Annotated in this window: 11 protein-coding genes and 1 pseudogene; 8 read left to right on the top strand and 4 right to left on the bottom strand. The window is 74.6% G+C overall.

The genetic code is table 11. From position 1 onward, the window contains the following. Nucleotides 1-6: 6 nt before the first annotated feature. The 6 genes and pseudogenes from nuoL to CGE01nite_RS10765 all read left to right on the top strand — a co-directional run bounded on the left by nuoL (nucleotide 7) and on the right by CGE01nite_RS10765 (nucleotide 8534). Entirely contained in the window at nucleotides 7-2010 is a 2004-nt protein-coding gene (gene nuoL, locus CGE01nite_RS10785) for an NADH-quinone oxidoreductase subunit L (RefSeq protein ID WP_048341893.1), read from the top strand. 8 nt (nucleotides 2011-2018) lie between these two features. After that, nucleotides 2019-3557: an NADH-quinone oxidoreductase subunit M gene (locus CGE01nite_RS10780; RefSeq protein WP_141370876.1), complete on the top strand. Its 1539-nt coding sequence runs from the start codon at nucleotides 2019-2021 to the stop codon at nucleotides 3555-3557. Further along, entirely contained in the window at nucleotides 3554-5281 is a 1728-nt protein-coding gene (gene nuoN, locus CGE01nite_RS10775; RefSeq protein ID WP_141370874.1) for an NADH-quinone oxidoreductase subunit NuoN, read from the top strand. The genes CGE01nite_RS10780 and nuoN overlap by 4 nt, the downstream gene beginning before the upstream one ends. 94 nt (nucleotides 5282-5375) lie before the next feature. Next, on the top strand, nucleotides 5376-6383 hold the full coding sequence (locus CGE01nite_RS10770) for a polyprenyl synthetase family protein (protein WP_048341890.1): 1008 nt from the start codon (nucleotides 5376-5378) through the stop codon (nucleotides 6381-6383). A 51-nt stretch (nucleotides 6384-6434) separates the two neighbouring features. After that, nucleotides 6435-6608 (top strand): annotated as a pseudogene (locus tag CGE01nite_RS17545) (zinc ribbon domain-containing protein); the annotation flags it as partial. A gap of 474 nt (nucleotides 6609-7082) precedes the next feature. Then, nucleotides 7083-8534: an RDD family protein gene (locus CGE01nite_RS10765; protein WP_229747483.1), complete on the top strand. Its 1452-nt coding sequence runs from the start codon at nucleotides 7083-7085 to the stop codon at nucleotides 8532-8534. A gap of 8 nt (nucleotides 8535-8542) precedes the next feature. Here CGE01nite_RS10765 and eccCa read toward each other — a convergent pair whose 3' ends face one another. Beyond that, nucleotides 8543-12511, bottom strand: a complete 3969-nt coding sequence (gene eccCa / locus CGE01nite_RS10760) for a type VII secretion protein EccCa (protein WP_048341887.1) — start codon at nucleotides 12509-12511, stop codon at nucleotides 8543-8545. A 145-nt stretch (nucleotides 12512-12656) separates the two neighbouring features. Between eccCa and CGE01nite_RS10755 the strand changes: the two genes are divergently transcribed. Beyond that, nucleotides 12657-14045: a hypothetical protein gene (locus CGE01nite_RS10755; protein WP_141370868.1), complete on the top strand. Its 1389-nt coding sequence runs from the start codon at nucleotides 12657-12659 to the stop codon at nucleotides 14043-14045. Beyond that, nucleotides 14045-15295 (top strand): RDD family protein, encoded by a 1251-nt coding sequence (locus tag CGE01nite_RS10750; protein WP_141370866.1) that lies wholly within the window; start codon nucleotides 14045-14047, stop codon nucleotides 15293-15295. Before CGE01nite_RS10755 ends, CGE01nite_RS10750 begins: the two co-directional genes overlap by 1 nt. A gap of 85 nt (nucleotides 15296-15380) precedes the next feature. Here the strand turns inward: CGE01nite_RS10750 and CGE01nite_RS10745 are convergent, their stop codons facing one another. The 3 genes from CGE01nite_RS10745 to CGE01nite_RS10735 form a co-directional block, all read right to left on the bottom strand. Beyond that, nucleotides 15381-16766 carry a hypothetical protein gene (locus CGE01nite_RS10745; protein ID WP_141370864.1) on the bottom strand — a complete coding sequence of 462 codons (1386 nt, stop codon included), beginning with the start codon at nucleotides 16764-16766 and terminating at the stop codon, nucleotides 15381-15383. Next, complete coding sequence (locus tag CGE01nite_RS10740) at nucleotides 16766-18115, bottom strand: S8 family serine peptidase (RefSeq protein WP_141370862.1); 1350 nt, start codon at nucleotides 18113-18115, stop codon at nucleotides 16766-16768. The genes CGE01nite_RS10745 and CGE01nite_RS10740 overlap by 1 nt, the downstream gene beginning before the upstream one ends. Beyond that, nucleotides 18112-18636 (bottom strand): hypothetical protein (locus tag CGE01nite_RS10735; RefSeq protein WP_218022618.1); only part of this gene is annotated, 525 nt, incomplete at its 5' end. The genes CGE01nite_RS10735 and CGE01nite_RS10740, both read right to left, overlap by 4 nt.

The raw sequence follows: 18636 nt of genomic DNA, 5'->3' as shown, positions 1-18636 counted from the left end.
GCGCGCGTGCACACCCTGACCTCTGTCGCCGACGGGCTCGTCCCCGCGGTGACGCTGGCCACCGAGACCGTCTCCCCGGTGGGGGAGACCGTCAGCGGAGGGATCTTCGCCGTGGCGCCGCTGCTCGTCGGGCTCCCGCTGGCGTCCGCCGCGATCCTGCTGCTGCTCGGCCGTCGTGCCGACCGGTGGGGTCACTGGCTCGGCGTGCTGGCGTCCGGCGGCGCGTTCGTCGTCGGCCTGCTGACCTTCCTGCGGATCCTGGACCGCCCGGCCGACGAGCGCGTGCTCGACGTCCACCTCGGGACCTGGATCGACGCGGGCGCGTTCCACCTCGACGCGGGCATGCGGCTCGACCCGCTGTCCCTGACGTTCGTGCTGCTGGTGACGTTCGTCGGCACGCTGATCCACGTCTACTCCGTGGCGTACATGGACCACGACGCGGACCGGCGCCGGTTCTTCGCCTACCTCAACCTCTTCGTCGCGGCCATGCTCGTGCTGGTCCTGGCGGACTCGTTCCTCCTGCTGTTCGTCGGCTGGGAGGGCGTGGGTCTGGCCTCGTACCTGCTCATCGGCTTCTGGAACCACCACATGCCCTACGCGGTCGCCGCCAAGAAGGCGTTCGTGGCGAACCGCATCGGTGACGTCGGGCTGCTGATCGCGATGGGGCTCATGTTCGCGCACTTCGGGGCGCTGGACTTCGCGACCGTCCTGGACGACCCGGGGGCCCACGCGAGCGAGGGCACGCTGACCGCGATCGGGCTCATGCTGCTGCTCGCCGCGTGCGGCAAGTCGGCGCAGTTCCCGCTGCAGTCCTGGCTCGGCGACGCGATGGCGGGCCCGACGCCGGTGTCCGCGCTCATCCACGCCGCGACCATGGTCACGGCGGGCGTCTACCTCATCGTGCGCTCCGGCGGCGTGTTCGAAGCGGCGCCCACCGCGCAGCTCGTCGTCGTGATCATCGGTGCGATCACGCTGCTGTTCGGGGCGATCGTCGGCTGCGCGAAGGACGACATCAAGAAGGCGCTCGCCGCGTCGACGATGTCGCAGATCGGCTACATGGTGCTCGCCGCGGGCCTCGGCCCGATCGGCTACGCGTTCGCGATCTTCCACCTGGTCACGCACGGCTTCTTCAAGGCCGGCATGTTCCTCGGCGCGGGCTCGGTCATGCACGGCATGGACGACCAGGTCGACATGCGGCGCTTCGGCGGCCTGGCCCCGTACATGAAGATCACGTGGATCACGTTCATGATGGGCTGGCTCGCGATCCTCGGCATCCCGCCGTTCGCCGGGTTCTTCTCCAAGGACAAGATCATCGAGGCGGCGTTCATCCCGACCGACGGCGCGCAGTGGCGCGCGTGGGTGTTCGGCACCGTGACGCTGCTGGGCGCCGGGATCACCGCGTTCTACATGTCGCGCCTGTTCTTCATGACGTTCGAGGGCGAACGCCGTTGGACGACGAAGAAGGACGGCTCGGAGCAGCACCCGCACGAGTCCCCGGCGCTCATGACCTGGCCGATGATCATCCTGGCCGTCGGCTCCGTGGGTCTGGGTCTCGTGCTCTCGCTGGGCGGCCGCTTCGTCGGCTGGCTCGAGCCCGTGACCGGGCACGCCGAGCACGGCGAGCCCGTGCTGCCGGCCTGGCTGCTGATCGCGCTCACGCTCACCGTCGTGATCGCGGGCCTCGTGCTCGCGTGGCGCCGCTACGCGGTCTCGACCGTGCCGGTCGTGCCGCCGCTCGGCACGTCGCTCACGCGTGCCGCCCGCGTCGACCTGTACCAGGACGCGGTCAACGACGCGGTGCTCGTCGAGCCCGGCCAGCACCTGACCCGGTCCCTGGTCTACGCCGACCACGCGGTCGTCGACGGTGGGGTCAAGGGCCTCGCGCACTCGACCGTCGGCCTCGGCAGCCTGCTGCGCCGCGCGCAGACCGGTTACGTCCGTACCTACGCCGCGACGATGCTCGGAGGCCTGCTGGTCCTCCTGGTCGTCGTGCTCGTCGTCCAGAGCTGAGGAGAGCGATGTCGCCCGACTTCCCCTGGCTGACCACGCTCATCGCGTGGCCGGTCCTCGGTGCGCTGCTGCTGTGGTTCGCGCCGAAGGCGCTGCGCCCGCGTGCGCGCGTCCTCGCCCTGGGCATCGCGCTCGTCGAGCTCGTCGTCGTGGTCCTCGCGATCTCCGCGTTCGACACCGGGACCGCCGGCGCCGTCCAGCTGTCCGAGACGCACCAGTGGATCCCCGCGATCGGCGCGTCCTACGCGGTCGGCGTCGACGGGGTCGGCCTCGCGCTGATCACCATGTCGGTGCTGCTCGTGCCGCTCGTCGTGCTGGCGGCGTGGCGCGAGCAGGGCTCGGACGCGGCGTCGTCCGACTCGCTGCGCAAGTACCTGGCCCTCGTGATCGTGCTCGAGGCGTTCATCGTCGCGGTGTTCGCCGCGCGCGACGTCTTCCTGTTCTACGTCCTCTTCGAGGCCATGCTCATCCCGGTCTACTTCATGATCGGCGGCTTCGGGGGAGCGGGCCGGCGCTACGCCGCGGTCAAGTTCCTGCTGTTCTCGCTCGCGGGCGGCCTGATCATGCTGATCGGCGTGATCGCCCTGTACCTGCAGGGACCGGGCGGCCCGGACGGCTTCCTCACCGAGAAGCTGACCGGGGTGGCGCTCGACCCGACCACGGAGAAGTGGCTGTTCGTGGCCTTCTTCATCGCGTTCGCGATCAAGGCCCCGATGTTCCCGGTCCACACGTGGCTGCCCGACGCGGCCGAGCAGGCTCCGGCAGGGACCTCGACGCTGCTCGTCGGCGTGCTCGACAAGGTCGGCACCTTCGGGATGCTCACGCTGTGCCTGCCGCTGTTCCCGAACGCCTCGCGCTGGGCCGCGCCCACCGTGATCGTGCTGGCCGTGGTCTCGATCCTGTACGGCGCGCTGCTCGCCATCGGCCAGAAGGACCTGCTGCGGCTCATCGCGTACACGTCGGTGTCGCACTTCGGGTTCATCGTGCTCGGCATCTTCGCGTTCACGTCGACGTCGATCGCGGGCTCGTCGTTCTACATGGTCAACCACGGGCTCTCGACGGGCGCGCTGTTCCTGCTCGCCGGGTTCCTCGTCGCGCGCCGCGGGTCGCAGCAGATCGCCGACTTCGGCGGCCTGGCCAAGGTCGTGCCGGTGCTCGCCGGCCTGTTCCTGGTCTCGGGCCTCTCGGCGCTCTCGCTGCCCGGCCTGTCGACGTTCGTGTCCGAGTTCATGGTCATCGTCGGGACGTTCGCGCGGCACCCGGCCGCCGCGATCGTCGCGACGCTCGGCGTGGTGCTCGCCGCGATCTACGTGCTGTGGACCTACCAGCGGATCTTCTCGGGACCCCCGCGCGACGAGTTCTCCGGCATGCGTGACGTCAGCGCGACCGAGCGCTGGGCCGTGGCCCCGCTCGTCGCGGCGATGCTCGTGCTCGGCTTCGTCCCGGCCCCCGCGCTCGACCTCGTGCGACCGCCCGCCTCCGTCACCCTCGACGTCGTCGGGGTGCAGGACGTCCCGTCCGTTGCTCTCGAAGGGAGCGACCAGTGACCTTCACGGCACCGGACATCGCGTGGGGGGCACTGTCCCCCGTGCTGATCGTGCTCGCGGCCGGCGTGCTCGGCGTGCTCGTCGAGGCGTTCGTGCCCGACCGCGTGCGTCGCCCCGTGCAGCTCGTGCTCACGTTCGGCGCGCTCGTCGGCTCGATCATCGCCGTCGCGGCGCTGTGGAGCGGCGTGCGGTCCAGCGGCGGGCGCGACGTGCTCGAGGGCTCGTTGCTCGTCGACGGGCCGACGCTCGTCCTGCAGGGCGCGCTCGGCGTGCTCACGCTGCTCGCGCTGCTCGTCGTCGCCGACCGCACCGCCACGGGCGAGGACGCGTTCGCGCCGAGCGCCGCGTCCGTCCCCGGGTCGGAGTACGAGGACCTCGCGCGGCGCAAGGGCATCACGCAGACCGAGGTCTACCCGCTCCTGCTGCTGGCCACCGGCGGCATGATGATCCTGCCCGCGACGGGCGACCTGCTCACGCTCTTCGTCGCGCTCGAGGTGCTGTCGCTCCCGCTGTACCTGCTCACGGGCATGGCGCGTCGTCGTCGCCTGCTGTCGCAGGAGGCCGCGCTCAAGTACTTCCTGCTCGGCGCGTTCGCCTCGGCGCTGCTGATCTTCGGCGTCGCACTGCTCTACGGGTACGCCGGATCGCTGCGCTACTCCGACATCGCCGCCGCGGTCGCGACCCCGTCGGCGCTCGACCCCCTGCTGCTCGTCGGCGCGGTGCTGCTGCTCGTCGGCCTGCTCTTCAAGGTGGGTGCGGTGCCGTTCCATGCGTGGACGCCCGACGTCTACCAGGGTGCGCCCACGCCGATCACCGGTTTCATGGCCGCGTGCACCAAGATCGCCGCGTTCGGCGCGCTGCTGCGCGTCTACTACACGGTGTTCCCCAGCCTGCAGTGGGACCTCGACGTGGTCCTGTGGACCGTCGCGATCGCGACGATGGTGCTCGGCACGGTCGTCGCACTCGTGCAGACCGACGTCAAGCGCCTCCTCGCGTACTCCTCGATCGCGCACGCGGGCTTCGTGCTCACCGGTGTCATCGCGCTCGACGACGCCGGCATCAGCGCGGTGCTGTTCTACCTGCTGGCGTACGGCGTCGCGACGATCGGTGCGTTCGGCATCGTGTGGCTCGTGCGCGAGCGCAGCGTCTCGGCCGCGTCGGACGACGACGAGAGCGACGAAGCCCTGCGCGCGTCGGTGCTCGGCGAGGCGACCCACCTGTCCCAGTGGGCGGGCCTGGGCCGGACGAGCCCGGTGCTCGCCGGCGCGTTCGCGCTGTTCCTGCTCTCGTTCGCGGGCATCCCGCTCACGGCCGGGTTCATCGGGAAGTTCGCGGTGTTCTCCGCGGCGGTCGAGGGCGGCGCGTGGCCGCTCGCGCTCGTCGGCGTGCTGAGCTCGGCCGCCGCCGCGTTCTTCTACGTGCGCATCATCGTGCTGATGTACTTCACGTCGCCTGCGCACGAGTCGGCGCCGGATGCGCCCGGCGCCGTCGAGGCGGGTGCTCCGACCGCCGGTGCGGACGTCGCGCTCACGACCGACGACGGCGCCGGCGCCGTGGCGACGCTTGTCGCGGCGCCCGCGCCGACGACCACGACGACGGTCGTGCCGTCGGAGGGTCTCGCGGCGGTCGCGATCGGCGTCTGCGCGCTCGTGACGGTCGTGCTGGGCGTCTTCCCGACGCCCGTGCTCGACCTCATCTCCGACGTCGCGCGGTTCCTGCCCTGATCCCCGCGGCCCGTCCGGCCCGGCTTGTCCGGAGTGTCCCGACCCCCCGGGGCGCGGTGCGGAAGCACGCGCCCCGGCGGGATAGGTTCGTCCCGTGACTTCGACCGCGGCCATCCCCCTGGCCGACCCGGCCCTGGCTGATCGCCTGACCTCGCGCCTCGCCCTCGTGGAAGAGGCGCTGCGTGACGCCGTCGCGCACGCGGACGCCCTCGCCGACGACGCCTCCCGGCACCTCGTCAACGCAGGCGGGAAGCGGCTGCGGCCGCTGCTGACCCTGCTCGTCGCCGAGCTGGGCGACGGGACGCGACGGGAGGTCGTGGACGCGGCTGTCGTCGTGGAGCTCACGCACCTCGCGACGCTGTACCACGACGACGTGATGGACTCCGCTCCGCTGCGTCGCGGGGCGCCGTCCGCGCACGAGGTGTGGGGCAACTCGGTGGCGATCCTCACCGGCGACCTGCTGTTCGCGCGCGCGTCGTCGACCGTCGCCGGGCTCGGCCCGGAGGCCGTCCGGATCCAGGCCCGCACCTTCGAGCGGCTCTGCCTGGGCCAGCTGCACGAGACCGTCGGGCCGCGCGACGGCGACGACCCCGTGGAGCACTACCTGCAGGTGCTCGCCGACAAGACCGCCTCGCTGCTCGCGACCTCGGCCCGGCTCGGCGCGATGTTCGCGGGATGCACGCCGGCCGTCGTCCACACGGTCACGGAGTTCGGCGAGCGCATCGGCGTCGCCTTCCAGCTCGCCGACGACGTCATCGACCTGACCGCCGACGGCGCGCTGACCGGCAAGACGCCGGGCACCGACCTGCGCGAGCGCGTCCCGACGATGCCGGTGCTGCTGCTGCGTGCGCGGTGCGCGAGCCCCGACGCAACGGACGAGGACCTGGCCCTGCTCGCCCGGCTCGACGGCGACCTGACCGACGACGCCGCACTGGCGTCGGCCGTCACGGCGTTGCGCGAGCACGCGGTCGTCGGGCAGACCCGGGACCGGGCCGTCGCGCTCGCGCGTGACGCCGTGCGCGTGCTCGAGCCGCTGCCCGCGGGCCCGGTCAAGGATGCGCTCGTGTCGTTCGCCGACGCGCTCGTGGACCGCGCCTCCTGACTCCGGGCCCTCTCCGAGGGCCCGCGACGCCCCGCCGCGCCACCTGGACGTGTGAACACCCGCGGGTCGGGGCGCCCATCTCTGGCACGATGCTCGCGGCGGGCACCGTGGCAAGCGCGTGACCGACCGGCCCGAGCGGAAGGGGACGTGGTGAGCGCGAGACTGTGCAGCACGTGCGGCGCGGAGCTCGACAGCGGCGCGATGTTCTGCGCCGAGTGCGGCGCGCGCGTCACGGCGGTGCCCCCGTCGCCCGTCGTGCCCTACCCGCACGCGGCGGCGCCGTACACGCCGCTGCCGCCCGTGCCGTCGTCCGGGCCGGTCGCGCCCGCGCCGGGTCCCCTGGCCACGAGCCAGCCGCCGCCCGGACCGCACGCCGCGCCCGTCGCCCCGGCACCAGGCGGCGCCGGCCCGATGCCCCCGCCGCCACCCGCCGCAGGACCGACCGGTGCAGGACCGGCTGGTGCAACTCCGGCCGGCTCCGCACCTGCGGGCTCGATGCCGACGAGCGCTGTTCCGACGAGCGCTGTCCCGACGAGCATTGCTCCGACGAGCGTTGCTCCGACCGGCGTTGCTCCCACCGGTGCCGTGCCCTCGAGCGGTGCACAGGCTGGGTCGGCGCGGACCGTCGCGGCGCCCACGGCTCGGGGTCAGATGCGCGGTGGTGAGGCGTTCCCGGTCGTCCCCGGCAGCGTCGCGCCCGTGGGCCGCCGCGTTGCTGCGTTCGCCATCGACGGTGCGGCGCTCCTGCTCCTCGGCGGCGTGGGCGTCGCGATCACGTTCGCGACCGCGGGGGAGCCCGAGGTCAGCCCGGCCTCGGTGACCGCGTCGTTCGTCCCCTCGGCGCTCGCCGGGCTCGGTGGTCTCGCCCTGTGGGTCAGCGAGTCGATCACCGGCGCGACGCTCGGTGGTGCGCTGCTGGGCATCCGGACCGTCTCGGCGGAGACCGGGCGGCCTGCGGGTCTCCTGAGGATCCTCCTGCGCCAGCTCGTCGTCGGGCTGGGCGCGCTGGTGTGCCTCGTCGGGCAGTGGCTCGTCGTCGCCTCGGGCGTGTTCGACAAGACGCCCGCGCAGCGCGGCTGGCACGACAAGGCCGCGGGCACGATCGTCCTGCTGGCGAGCGCGACCGGAGTGGCGCGCGCGGAGGACCCGGCGCGCGCGTGGGACCAGGCCGTGGCGCGTGCGGTCGGGCCCGTGCCACCTCCGCCCCCGCCGCCGGCCCCACCCGCACCAGCCGCGGCTGCTGCGCACGCCGCGCCTGTCCAGCACGAGCCCACCGCGTCCAGCGTCCCTGCGCCGGCCGTCGAGCCTGCCGCTTCCGTCGCGCCGGCCCCGTCGTCGCCGGCAGCGACCGGGTCCGGCGCTCTCGAGGTGCCGCCGGCGATCGGCCTCGTGCCGCTGCCGCCCGGCGTCGGGACCGGCCGACACTCGCAGCAGACCCCGGGCGGCGCGCTCATCACCGGGTTCCCGGGCGCCACCGAGCCCCCCGCACCAGCACCGACGACCGGCATGTCCGAGCCGCTGTCGGGAGACGCCATGTCCGCGACGACCCTCGGCGACACGCCCCCGACGGGCCACGAGCGCGTCGAGCCCACGGCACCCTCGGCCGGCGCGACGGTCGGCGAGCACGCCGGACGGCCGAACCTGCAGCCGCTCGCCGAGCAGCCGTCCGCCGTCCAGCCGTCGCCCGTCCAGCCGTCGCCCGTCCAGCCGTCGCCCGTCCAGCCGTCGTCTGTGCAGCCGACACCCGTGCCGCGCTGGAGCGGCGACGAGGTCGACGAGATCGAGCTGACGCGGCTGCGCACACCCGCGGCGGGCATGGAGCCCGTCCCGCAGGGGCTACGGCTCGCGTTCGACACGGGCGAGCGTCTGGACGTGGTGGGCGACGGCGTCGTCGGACGCGCGCCTCAGGGCGATGTCACGCACGTCGTCGCGATCGACGACCCCGCCCGCTCGCTGTCCAAGACCCACCTTGCGTTCGGCCCCGCAGGGCCGGGCGAGCTGTGGGTGGTGGACCGCGGCTCGACCAACGGCACCGTCGTCGTGCGCCCCGACGGGACGGCCGCCGCGCTCCCTGCCGGGACGCGGGCGACCGTCACCGTGGGCTGGTCGCTGCGCATCGGCGAGCGGACGGTCCGGGTCGAGAGCCGCTGACGCGGGACTCAGGTCGTCGATGGCGTCCAGGCCAGCTGGACGACCTGCAGGCCCGCGTCGCGCGTGACGAGCTGCGCGCGGCCGGGTACCGACGGCACCGGCCGCGCGGAGCCCACGAGCGCACCCTCGTCGGGGCTCCCCGACATCACCAGGCCCGGCGCGGCGAGGTCGCGCACGGCCTGCACGACCGGGTCGAACAGCGCGCGTGACGCACCACCCGTCCGGCGCGTGAGGACCAGGTGCAGGCCGACGTCGCTCGCCTGCGCGAGCAGCGGGACGAGCGCGATGAGCGGGTTCCCGGACGAGGTCGCGACCAGGTCGTAGTCGTCGACGAGCACGTACACCTCGGCGCCTGACCACCACGACCGCGCGCGGAGCTGCTCGGGCGTGACATCGGGGCCCGGCAGGCGCCCGCGCAGGTACGCGGCGAGGTCGGTGAGCTCCGCTGTGGCCTGCTCGTGCGTCGTCAGGTAGCTCGTGAGGTACTCGTCGGGGATCTCGCCGAGCAGCGCGCGGCGGAAGTCCACCGCGATGATCTGCGCCTGCTGCGGCGTGTGCAGGCGCTGCACCTCGCGTGCGACGAGGCGCAGGAGCCCGGACTTGCCTGCACCCGAGTCGCCGAACGCGTACAGGTGGTGCTCCTCGCGCACGTCGAGCATCACGGGGGCGAGCGCGGCCTCGTCGATGCCGAGCAGGATGCCGGGAGCGCGCGGGGCGCGCACCCGCAGCTCGTCGAGCTCCACCTGCTCCGGCAGGAGCCGCAGCTTGGGCGGGGGAGCGCCGCGCCACGACTGCGCGACGGTCTGCACGAGGTGCTGGACGCCTGCGCCGAGCGTCTCGGCCGCACCATCACCGTCGATGCGCGGGAGCGCGGTGAGCACGTGGTGCTTCGAGACGACCATGCCGCGGCCCGGACGCTCGCGCGGGACCGACGCGGCGATCTTGCGGTCGAGCTCGGAGTCGGTCGGGTCGCCCAGGCGCAGCTCGAGGCGGGTGCCGAACAGGTCCTTGACCTGAGTGCGGAAGTCCATCCAGCGGCTCGCGGCGGCCAGCAGGTGCATGCCGAACGTGAGGCCGCGCCCGGCGAGCGCCTGCAGCCGTGGCTCGAGCTCGTCGAACTCCGCGCGGACCGTCGACCAGCCGTCGACCACGAGGAAGACGTCGCCGTAGCCGTCGTCGACCTGACCCGCGGCGCGGCGCTGCCGGTAGGTCTCGATCGAGTCGATGCCGTGCGCGCGGAAGTACCGCTCGCGCGCGTCGACGATCCCCTCGACCTCGGCGACGATCCGCCGCACCACGTCGGGCTCGGCGCGGGTCCCGACGCCCGCGACGTGCGGCAGCCCGACGAGCGGCGTGAACGTGCCCCCGCCGAAGTCGAGCACGTAGAACTGCACCTCGAGCGGGGTGTGCGTGAGCGCGAGGCCGGTGACGACCGACCGCAGCACGGTGCTCTTGCCCGAGCGCGGGCCGCCGACGACGGCCATGTGCCCGCCCGCGCCCGCGAGCGAGACCGTGAGGTTCTCGCGCCGCTGCTCGAGCGGACGGTCGACGATGCCGAGCGGGAACGTGAGCGGCCCTGCGGCCCGCCAGCCGGGGGACACGAGCCCGAGCGCGGGGTCGACCCCGAGGTCCGGCATGAGGCGGTCGTACGTCTCGGGCACGACGAGCGGCGGCAGCCACACCTGGTGCGCGGCGGGACCCTTGCCCGCCATGAGCGAGACCGCGATGTCGAACGTGGCGCGCTTCTCCTGGTCCTCCTCGAACGGCTCGTCGGGCTCGTCGCGGACAGTCGAGGCGGACAGGACCGGCGCAGCCGTGAACGACTCGAGGCGCGCGCGTCCGGTGGCCACAGGGCCCGCGCCCACCGCGGTGCGCCGCCGCGCCGGGGGCGGGCCGGAGACGTACGAGGCGCGGAACTGGATCATCGAGGTCGGGTCGGGCTTGAGGAACCCGACGCCGGGAACGGGCGGCAGCTCGTAGGCGTCCGGCACGCCCAGGACGGTGCGCGACTCGGCGGCCGAGAACGTCCGCAGTCCGATCCGGTACGACAGGTGGGACTCGAGGCCGCGCAGGCGGCCCTCCTCGAGGCGCTGGCTGGACAGCAGCAGGTGCATCTGCAGCGAGCGGCCGAGCCGCCCGATCGCGACGAACAGGTCGACGAACTCGGGCTTGGCCGCGAGCAGCTCGGAGAACTCGTCGGCCACGATGAGCAGCGCGGGCAGCGGCTGCAGGTCCGGCCGGTCGGTGCGCCGGGCCTTCTCGTAGTCCGCGACGTTGGCGAAGTTGCCGGCCGCGCGCAGCAGCTCCTGCCGGCGCACCATCTCGCCCTGCAGCGCGTCCTGCATGCGGTCGACGAGCGTGAGCTCCTCGCCCAGGTTCGTGATGATCGCCGAGACGTGCGGCATGTCGGCCATGCCGGCGAACGTGGCGCCACCCTTGAAGTCGACGAGGACGAAGTTGAGGTCCTCGGAGGAGTGCGTGAGGGCGAGCGCGAGCACGAGCGTGCGCAGCACCTCGGACTTGCCCGAGCCGGTGGCGCCGATGATGAGCCCGTGCGGGCCCATGCCCTGCTGCGCGGACTCCTTGATGTCGAGCGCGACGGGCTGCCCCTGCGGGGTCAGGCCGATCGGCACGCGGAGGCGGTCGCGCGGCAGCCGCGGGCGCCAGGCGCGCGCGAGGTCGAGGTCCCGCACGTCGCCCAGGCCCAGCAGGTCGACGAGCTCCGCGGAGACCTGGCCGTCGGCGCGCTGCGGGCCCGCGTCGACGTACAGCGGCAGCAGACGACGCGCGGTCGCCTCCGCCTCCGCGACGGACAGCTGGTCGCCCTTGAGCCGCGTGGGCTCGAGACCGGTGCGCAGCACCTCGACGGGGACGCCGCCGTCGGGCAGCGCCGCGCCGAGCAGGAAGCGCAGCACGTTCGGGTCCTCGAGGTCCTCCCAGTGCTCGGGCAGCTCGAGCACCGTGATGCCCAGGACGCCGTCCGACGTGAGGATCCCGTTGCCGACCGGCACGTGCCCGCCGTCGACGACGACGAGGACGTGCGGCGTGGGCGTCGCCGACGGCGCCGCACGGCCGAACCGGGGGCGGTCGGCCAGGCCCTCGGGGAGCAGGCCCTCGATCTCGGGCAGGGTCGTGCCGATCATGCGGGCCGGGCCGACCGCGTCGCGCTCGCGCGTCGAGTGCGCGTGCGGCAGCCACTTGACCCAGTCCCACGCGGGCATGGCGCGCTCGCTCGCGAGCACGGCGATCTGCAGGCGGTCAGGGGAGTGGAACGTCGCGAGCTGCGCGACGACCGCGCGGGCCAGCGCCCGCGCCTCCTGCTCCGCGCCGGCGACCTCGATGCGCGCGGCGCTGCGCACGTCGACCGAGAGCGGGATGTCCTGCTGGACGCGGTGCGTCACGAGGAACCGGTGCGCGGCGGACGCCGCGACGGGGTCGAGCTGGGCGAGCGGGGGCGTCTGGGGCGCCTCCAGGCGCAGCGAGAGCTGCTGGGCGCCCGTGCCGAGGCGCGCTCGCAGGAACTCCGGGTGGTCGGGCGTGCGCTCCCACGCGCGCGAGCGCTCCTCGGCGACTGCGGGCAGGGCGCCGGGCTCGGGTGCGTACCACTGCGCGGCGCGGCGCTGGGCGCGTGCCGCCTGGCGGACCGTGCGGCGCAGGTCCGCGAGGTACGCGAGGTACTCGCGGCGCGCCCCGACGACGGTCGCCTGGTGCTGCGCGCGCTGGCGCCAACCGTTGACCGCGACGAAGCCGAGCGACGCCACGAGGAACATGCCGCCGGCGATCATGCCCTTGCCGCCGGGCTGCGACATCGCGATGAAGACGATGGAGCCCACCGAGCCGAGCATCGGCACGAGGTTGGACAGGACACCGCTGACGCCGTCGGACGGCTGGATCTCGGGCGGCGGCTGCATGACGACCTGACCCGTGGGCACGGGTGGTGGGCCGGCCTGCACGTTCCGGTCGGCGACGATCGACATGAGCCTCCCTGCTGCCCGGCAGGTGCCGGAGATCGACAGACGGCGCAACGGTACCGGCAACCGGGGCGATCCGGACCCGTAGCATGTGGGCGGTCGGCGGGAGCGTCGCGCATCGTCCGACGAGGCAGCGAACGAGGAGGTGGACGTGACGGCACCCGCCGCGTCGGCCGCTGCCGTGCCACAGGCCCAGGTGCGGCTCGTCGTCGCGGTCGGCACCGAGCAGCGGCACGTCGCGCTACGCCGCGACGTCCTCCTGGGCGACGCGCTGCGCGCCGTCCTCGTGCCCCTGGACGCCCCCGGCACGCTGGTCCTCGACTCCGCGGGCCGCCTGCTCGACGTGCGGGCGCCGGTGGGCGACCAGGTGGGCGACGGTGCCGCGGTCCACGTCGTGCGCCCCGCGCCGCGCCCGCGCGGACGTCGTCAGGTCGACCCTGAGGTGATCGCGCGCCGGCCCCGCCCGCAGGCCGGTCTCCTCGCGCTGGCGGGCGCGCTCGGCACGGTCCTGCTGCTCTCCGCGATGCTGGGCCCGGTCGCCGACCTCCCGAGCGCGGTCTCGACGGGCCTGACGGTCGCGCTGCTGCTCCTCGCGTTCGTCGTCGCCACCACGGGGCGGACCGGACGGGGGACCGCGACCTCGGCGGCCGTCGTCGCGACGCTCGCCGCGCCGTTGCTCGCAGCAGCCGCGGGTGCGTGGGCGGCCCTGCCGGACGACGACGCGCAGCGGCGGCTCGCGGTCGTCGTCGCCCTGGTGTGCGCGACGGTCGTCGCGGGCGTCCGCGCGATCGTCACGCGCGCGCTGCGGGCGGGCGACGACGAGGCCGTGGTCGTCCTCGGTGCGCTCGCCCTGGTGGCCGCGGTGCAGTCCGCGACCCTGCTGCTCGACCTGCCGCAGCAGGTCGGCCCGGCGCTGCTCGTGGGGCTCGCGCCGCTCGTGCTGCGTGGCGCACCGCGCGTCGCGCTCGCGATCCCCGACGAGCAGCTCGTCGACGTCTCGCAGGTCGCGCGGACGGCCGAGTCCGTGCGCTCGCCACGGCCGCGCGCGCTCGGCCGCGTGAGCGCCCGCCTGGTGGCGCGGACCGTCGAGGGGGCGGAGCGCCGGGTCACGACCGCCGTCGCGCTCGCCTGCACCGCGACCGTGCTGCTGGTCCCCGCGGTCCTCGCGACGCCCGAGCGGGGCTCGGTCGCCTCGTGGGGCGCGCTCGTGCTCGTCGGGTGCGTGCTGCTCGCGTTCGTCCTCCTGCCGCGCGCGTCGCGGGGGATCGCCGGCCGCTGGCTCCCTCGGCTCGCCGCGGGGCTCGTGCTGCTCGAGGCGGGTCTCGCCGTGCCCACCGACTGGCGGGTCGCTGCGGCGGTCGGCGCGCTCGTGCTCGGTGCGGTCGTCGCGGCGGTCAGCGCCGCTCTCGCGCGGGGCTGGCACTCCGTCGTGGCGTCGCGGCTCGCGGACGGGTTCGAGGGGCTCGCCGTCGTCCTGGCGCTGCCCGCCGCGGTGGTGGCCTCAGGACTCGTCGACGTGCTGCGAAGGATGGTGGGGTGATGAGCGAGCTGACCTGCGGTGCGTGCGGGCGTCCGCTGCGCGAGGGGGCGCGGTTCTGCACCGGGTGCGGCGCGCCCGCGGCACCCGTGCTGGTCGTGGAGGCGCAGCCGCCGACGCGACGCGCGGCGGGCACCCGGGCCGCGGGCGGCCGGAGCCGGCGTCCCGCCGGGCAGGCGCGGGCCGGGCAGGCGCGGGCCGGGACCGGCGACCTGACTCGTGCGGGAGCGGCACCCGCGCAGGGCGCGGCGCGACGCGCGGACGCGGCCGCGCTGGGCGCCGCTTTCGACGGGGTGCGCACCGTCGGCGTGGGTGCGCGGCTCGGCGCGTTCGCACTCGACACGCTGACCGTGGCGGCCGTCGCCGGCGCGGTCTACGGCGTGACCCGCAACGTGCTGCTCGCCGCGATCGTCGTCGCCGAGCTCGCGGTCGGCCTCGTCGTCTGGGAGGCGCGCACGGGACGGACGGTCGGCAACCTGGCGCTCGGTCTCCGCGCGGCGCGCGCCGAGTCCCCCTATGCGCCCGGCCTGTCCCGGGGTGTGTCGCGAGCGCTCGTGCTGCTCGCCGGGCACCTCGCCGCCGGTGTCGGCCAGTGGGTCGTCGTCGGCTCCGTCGCCGGCGACCGGAGCCCGTTGCGTCAGGGCTGGCACGACAAGGCAGGGCGTGCCGTGGTCGTCGACGTGCGCGGCTCGCGGAGCCCAGCGGCGGCTCTCGCCGCTCCCGGCCACAGCGACGTGCCGGCGGGGTACGCGTGGGCCGGGTCGCCGTCGGCGGCAGGACCTGTCGCGGGGGCGAGCTCGCCCGGTGCGGTGGCGACCCTGGCGCGACCGGTCGAGGCCCACGCACCGGGCGCCGCGGCCGTCGCGGTCGGGCCGCAGGCGCCCCGTGCCGCGACCCCGCAGGGCCCGTCGCGCCCGCGCACGTACGTGCTGACGCTCGACACGGGCGAGGCCATGAGCGTCAGCGGGCCGGGCGTGATCGGCCGCGCGCCGCGTCCGCGGGACGGCGACCGGTGCGACCACGTCGTGACGATCGACGACCCGGAGCGCTCGCTGTCGCGCACGCACGCCCGGTTCGGCATCGACGCTCGGGGCTTCTGGGTCTGCGACGCCGGTTCTGGGAACGGGACCGTGCTGGTGCTGCCGTCGGGGCAGAGCGTGGTCGTCGCCGCCGAACGTCCGACGCCCGTGCCGACCGGTGCGACGATCCGCATCGGCGACCGGACGGTGCTCGTGGAGCAGCTCGCCGGCTGACCGCGGCTCGGACGACGCAACAGTGGTCCCGTCCGGAGAGCGGACGGGACCACGGTGCGGTGCTGCCAGGGTCAGCGCTGGTGCGTCACCAGGTCTCGTCGTCCTCCGTGGCGTCGACCGTGATCGTCGGGGCGTCGGCGCGCGAACCGCGGCTCAGGCCGGACGCGCGCGCGGCTGCCTCGACCTCGTCCTCGAGCTCGGGCGCCAGGTAGCCGAGCGACCCTGCGCGGCGCTTGGTGTCCTTGCTGCCACCCGCGCCACCCATCGCGCCGCCCATCAGGCCCGAGGCGCCGCCACGCGCACCCGGTGCACCGCCGCGTGCGCCGCCTGCCGCACCGCCCGCGGCACCGCCTGCGGGGACCGCCGACGTGCCGAGCACGGTGCCCCCGAGCTGGCCGGTCGCGGCACCGCCGAGGCCCGCCAGACCGCCGCCGCCACCGAACCGCGCTGCACCGAACGCGCCGAGCGCGGTTCCGCCGACAGCCACACCGCCGGCGAGAGCACCACCTGCGGCACCTCCGGGCCCGCTGCCACCGGGGCCGGTCGTGGAGTTCCCGAGCCCCGGGTGCGAGCCCAGCGAGCCGCCGCCCGGTGCGCCGCCGATGCCACCACCGCCCCCACCGCCGCCGATGGGGCCGCCGGTGACCGGGTTCGGCCCGTACACCGTGCCCTGGCCCGGGCGGTCGTCGCCGTGGGTGTCGCCGTCGTCGCCAGGATCCGAGCCCGGGTCCGTCCCGGGGGGAGTGCCGTCGTCGTCGTTGTCGCCCGGGGGCTGCGTGTCGTCGATCGGCCCGTCGTCCTTGCCGTCGTCGTCCTTGCCCCCGTCGCCGCCTGGGTCACGCGGGGTGCCGATGTCGTCGCCCGGGTCGCGCGGGTCGCCCGGGACGGAGAGGACAGGGCCCTTCGTGCCCGGGGGGACGTACGGGGTCCGCGTCCGAGGGGTGGAGCCGCCGCCGGGCGTGCGGCCCGTGGGGTCCTCCTCGCGGTTGCGGTCCGCGACCGTCGGCAGCAGCCCGGTCAGGGTGTTCAGCGTGGTCGCCGCGGTCGTCACCGCCGTGGCGGCGGCGCTCTCGCGCGCAGCAGCCAGCCCGGCCTCGATGTACGGCAGGCCGGTCGACGAGCCTGCCTCGATCAGTCGTTCCCGCTCGGTGTACGTGAGGTAGCCCCGCGGGAGCCCCCGGTAGTCCTCCTGCGCGGTCGCGATCGCCGCCGCAGCGTCCTTCGCGATCCCGGCGATCCCGACGAGCGCATCGACCCGGCTGAGCATGGCGCGGGCCACGTTCGCCAGGCTCTCCTTCGCGGCATCGCCGGACAGGCCCTCGATACCGAGGTCGCTCGACATCCGCCGGAGAGTCGTGCTCACAGCCTGCAGCGGCTCCTGCAGCGACTCGAGCTCGGCCGAGTCCGCCAGCGCGGCGCTCGTGTCGGCCTGCAGCGTCTTGGCGAGCTCTGCTGCCTTGGTCTCGGTCATCACTGTCCCCCTCGTGGGTCCGGGCCGGGCTCGTGCGTCGTGGGTGGGCCGCCGGGCCCGGTCGAGGTGTCCTGGTGCGCGCGGCTGCGGCGGACCGCGAGGCCGACGACCGCGACCAGCGCCGCGAGCAGCGCCGCGGCACCCACGAGCACCGGGGCGCGCGATGCCGAGCCGGCGGCGTCGTCGCCGGCGGGGGGCTTCTCGGTCGCGGTCGTCGGCGCGGCGCTGGGCGCGGCACTGGGAGACGACGTCGCGGGCGCGCTCGGCTCGCTGCTCGCGAGCGGAGTCGGGTCGGCGACCTCGGAGAGGCTGGGTGTCGCGTCCGGGTCGTCGACGAGCAGCGGGTTCTCGTCGGGGTACGTCGTCGGGTCGTGCTCGAGCATGTGCCGGACGTTCACGACGCCGTACCCGTAGCCCTCGGCCCAGTACAGCTCGTGGTCCTCGCCGTCGGTGTTGCGCACCAGTGTCTGAAGGATCTGGTTGCTCGTCGCGTCCGGGTAGGCCGACCAGACCAGGGCGAGCGCCGCGGATGTGTACGCGGTCGCGCTCGACGAGCCGTTCGTCACCCGGTAGCCGTCGAAGGCCTCGGTGAACTGCCGGATCTGCTCCCCGGGGGCGACGACCTGCCCGCCGGCCGCGCCGTCCCACAGCTTGCCGTCGGGGCCGATCGAGTCCACCGCGACGACGCCGTTGAACGCGGCGGGGTACGAGCCGTTCAAGTCCGACGGCTGCGCACCCACGACGATCACGCCGGCGTGCAGTGCGCGGGCGATCGCGGGCGCGTCCACGCCGGAGGAGGTCGTCAGGGAGATCGAGATGATGTCGGCGCCGTCGAGCACCGCCTGGTCGATGGCCTGCCCGAACTGCCAGGCGGCGGCGTTCGTGTCCGGGGCCGGGCAGCGCACGTCCGCGTCTGCGGGCAGCGCCATGTTCGAGTAGAAGTGCACCTCGGCGTCCGGCGCGACCCCGAGCACGCCACGCTCACCGTCGATCCCCTCACCGTTGCCGACGATGAGGGAGACCATCGACGTGCCGTGCGCGGCGACGGGGCCGTCCGACGTCGCGGGCAGGAGCGGGCCCATCGTCTCGGCAGCGCAGTACGAGGGCTCACGGACGTGCAGGTCCGCGTCTGCCAGCTCGGGGACGTCAGGGTTGATCGCGGTGTCGATGACGGCGACCTGGATGCCCTTGCCCGTCGTGCGCTCGTGGCGCTCGTCCATCCCGGTCGCGGTGAAGTACCAGAGGCCGTCGTCGGGATCGACCGACGTCGTGGCCGAGGCCGGGGTGGCGAGCGCAGCCAGCAGCAGACCGGCGCCGAGTGCGCCCGTCGCGGCCCGCAGTCGGCTCACCAGGCCACCCGGTTGCCGTCTGGAGGCGCCGTGGGACGCACCGGGAGGTCGGGGGCGACGGGTCCGGCGGGGGGAGGGCCCGTGAGCGCGAGGGTGTTGAGGCGCGCGAAGATCGCGGCGACCTCGTCCTCGGTGGCCTCCAGGTCGGCCGCTCCCTTGTCCAGCGCCGTCCGCATGTTCTCGAGCTCGTCGCGAATGCCGCGCAGCTCGCGCTCGATCTTGGCGAGCTGCTCGCGGTACTCCGCGGCGAACACGGTTGCGGCGGGGAAGGGCGACCAGGTCGAGCTGTCCTGGTTGAGGCGCACGCGACGGGCCTTGTCGGTCGCTGCCTCGACCTCGTCGAACTGGTTCAGCAGGGCGTTGACCTGCTGCTTCAGGACGTCCAGGTCGTCGATTCGCAGGCCGCTGGCCATGTTCCCCCCGTGGTGCTCGATGTCGCCGTGCTCGATGGTGCGTCGCGCAGGCCGCGGCGGCTCACGCTCCGCCGGCCGCGACGGGCGCGTGCTGTGGTGCAGGTGTGG

The organism is Cellulomonas gelida, assembly GCF_006538725.1.
GTDB classification, from domain to species: Bacteria; Actinomycetota; Actinomycetes; order Actinomycetales; family Cellulomonadaceae; genus Cellulomonas; species Cellulomonas gelida.
The sequence above is the reverse complement of the archived record's forward strand: the minus strand, read 5'-3'. Positions and strand labels throughout refer to the sequence as shown.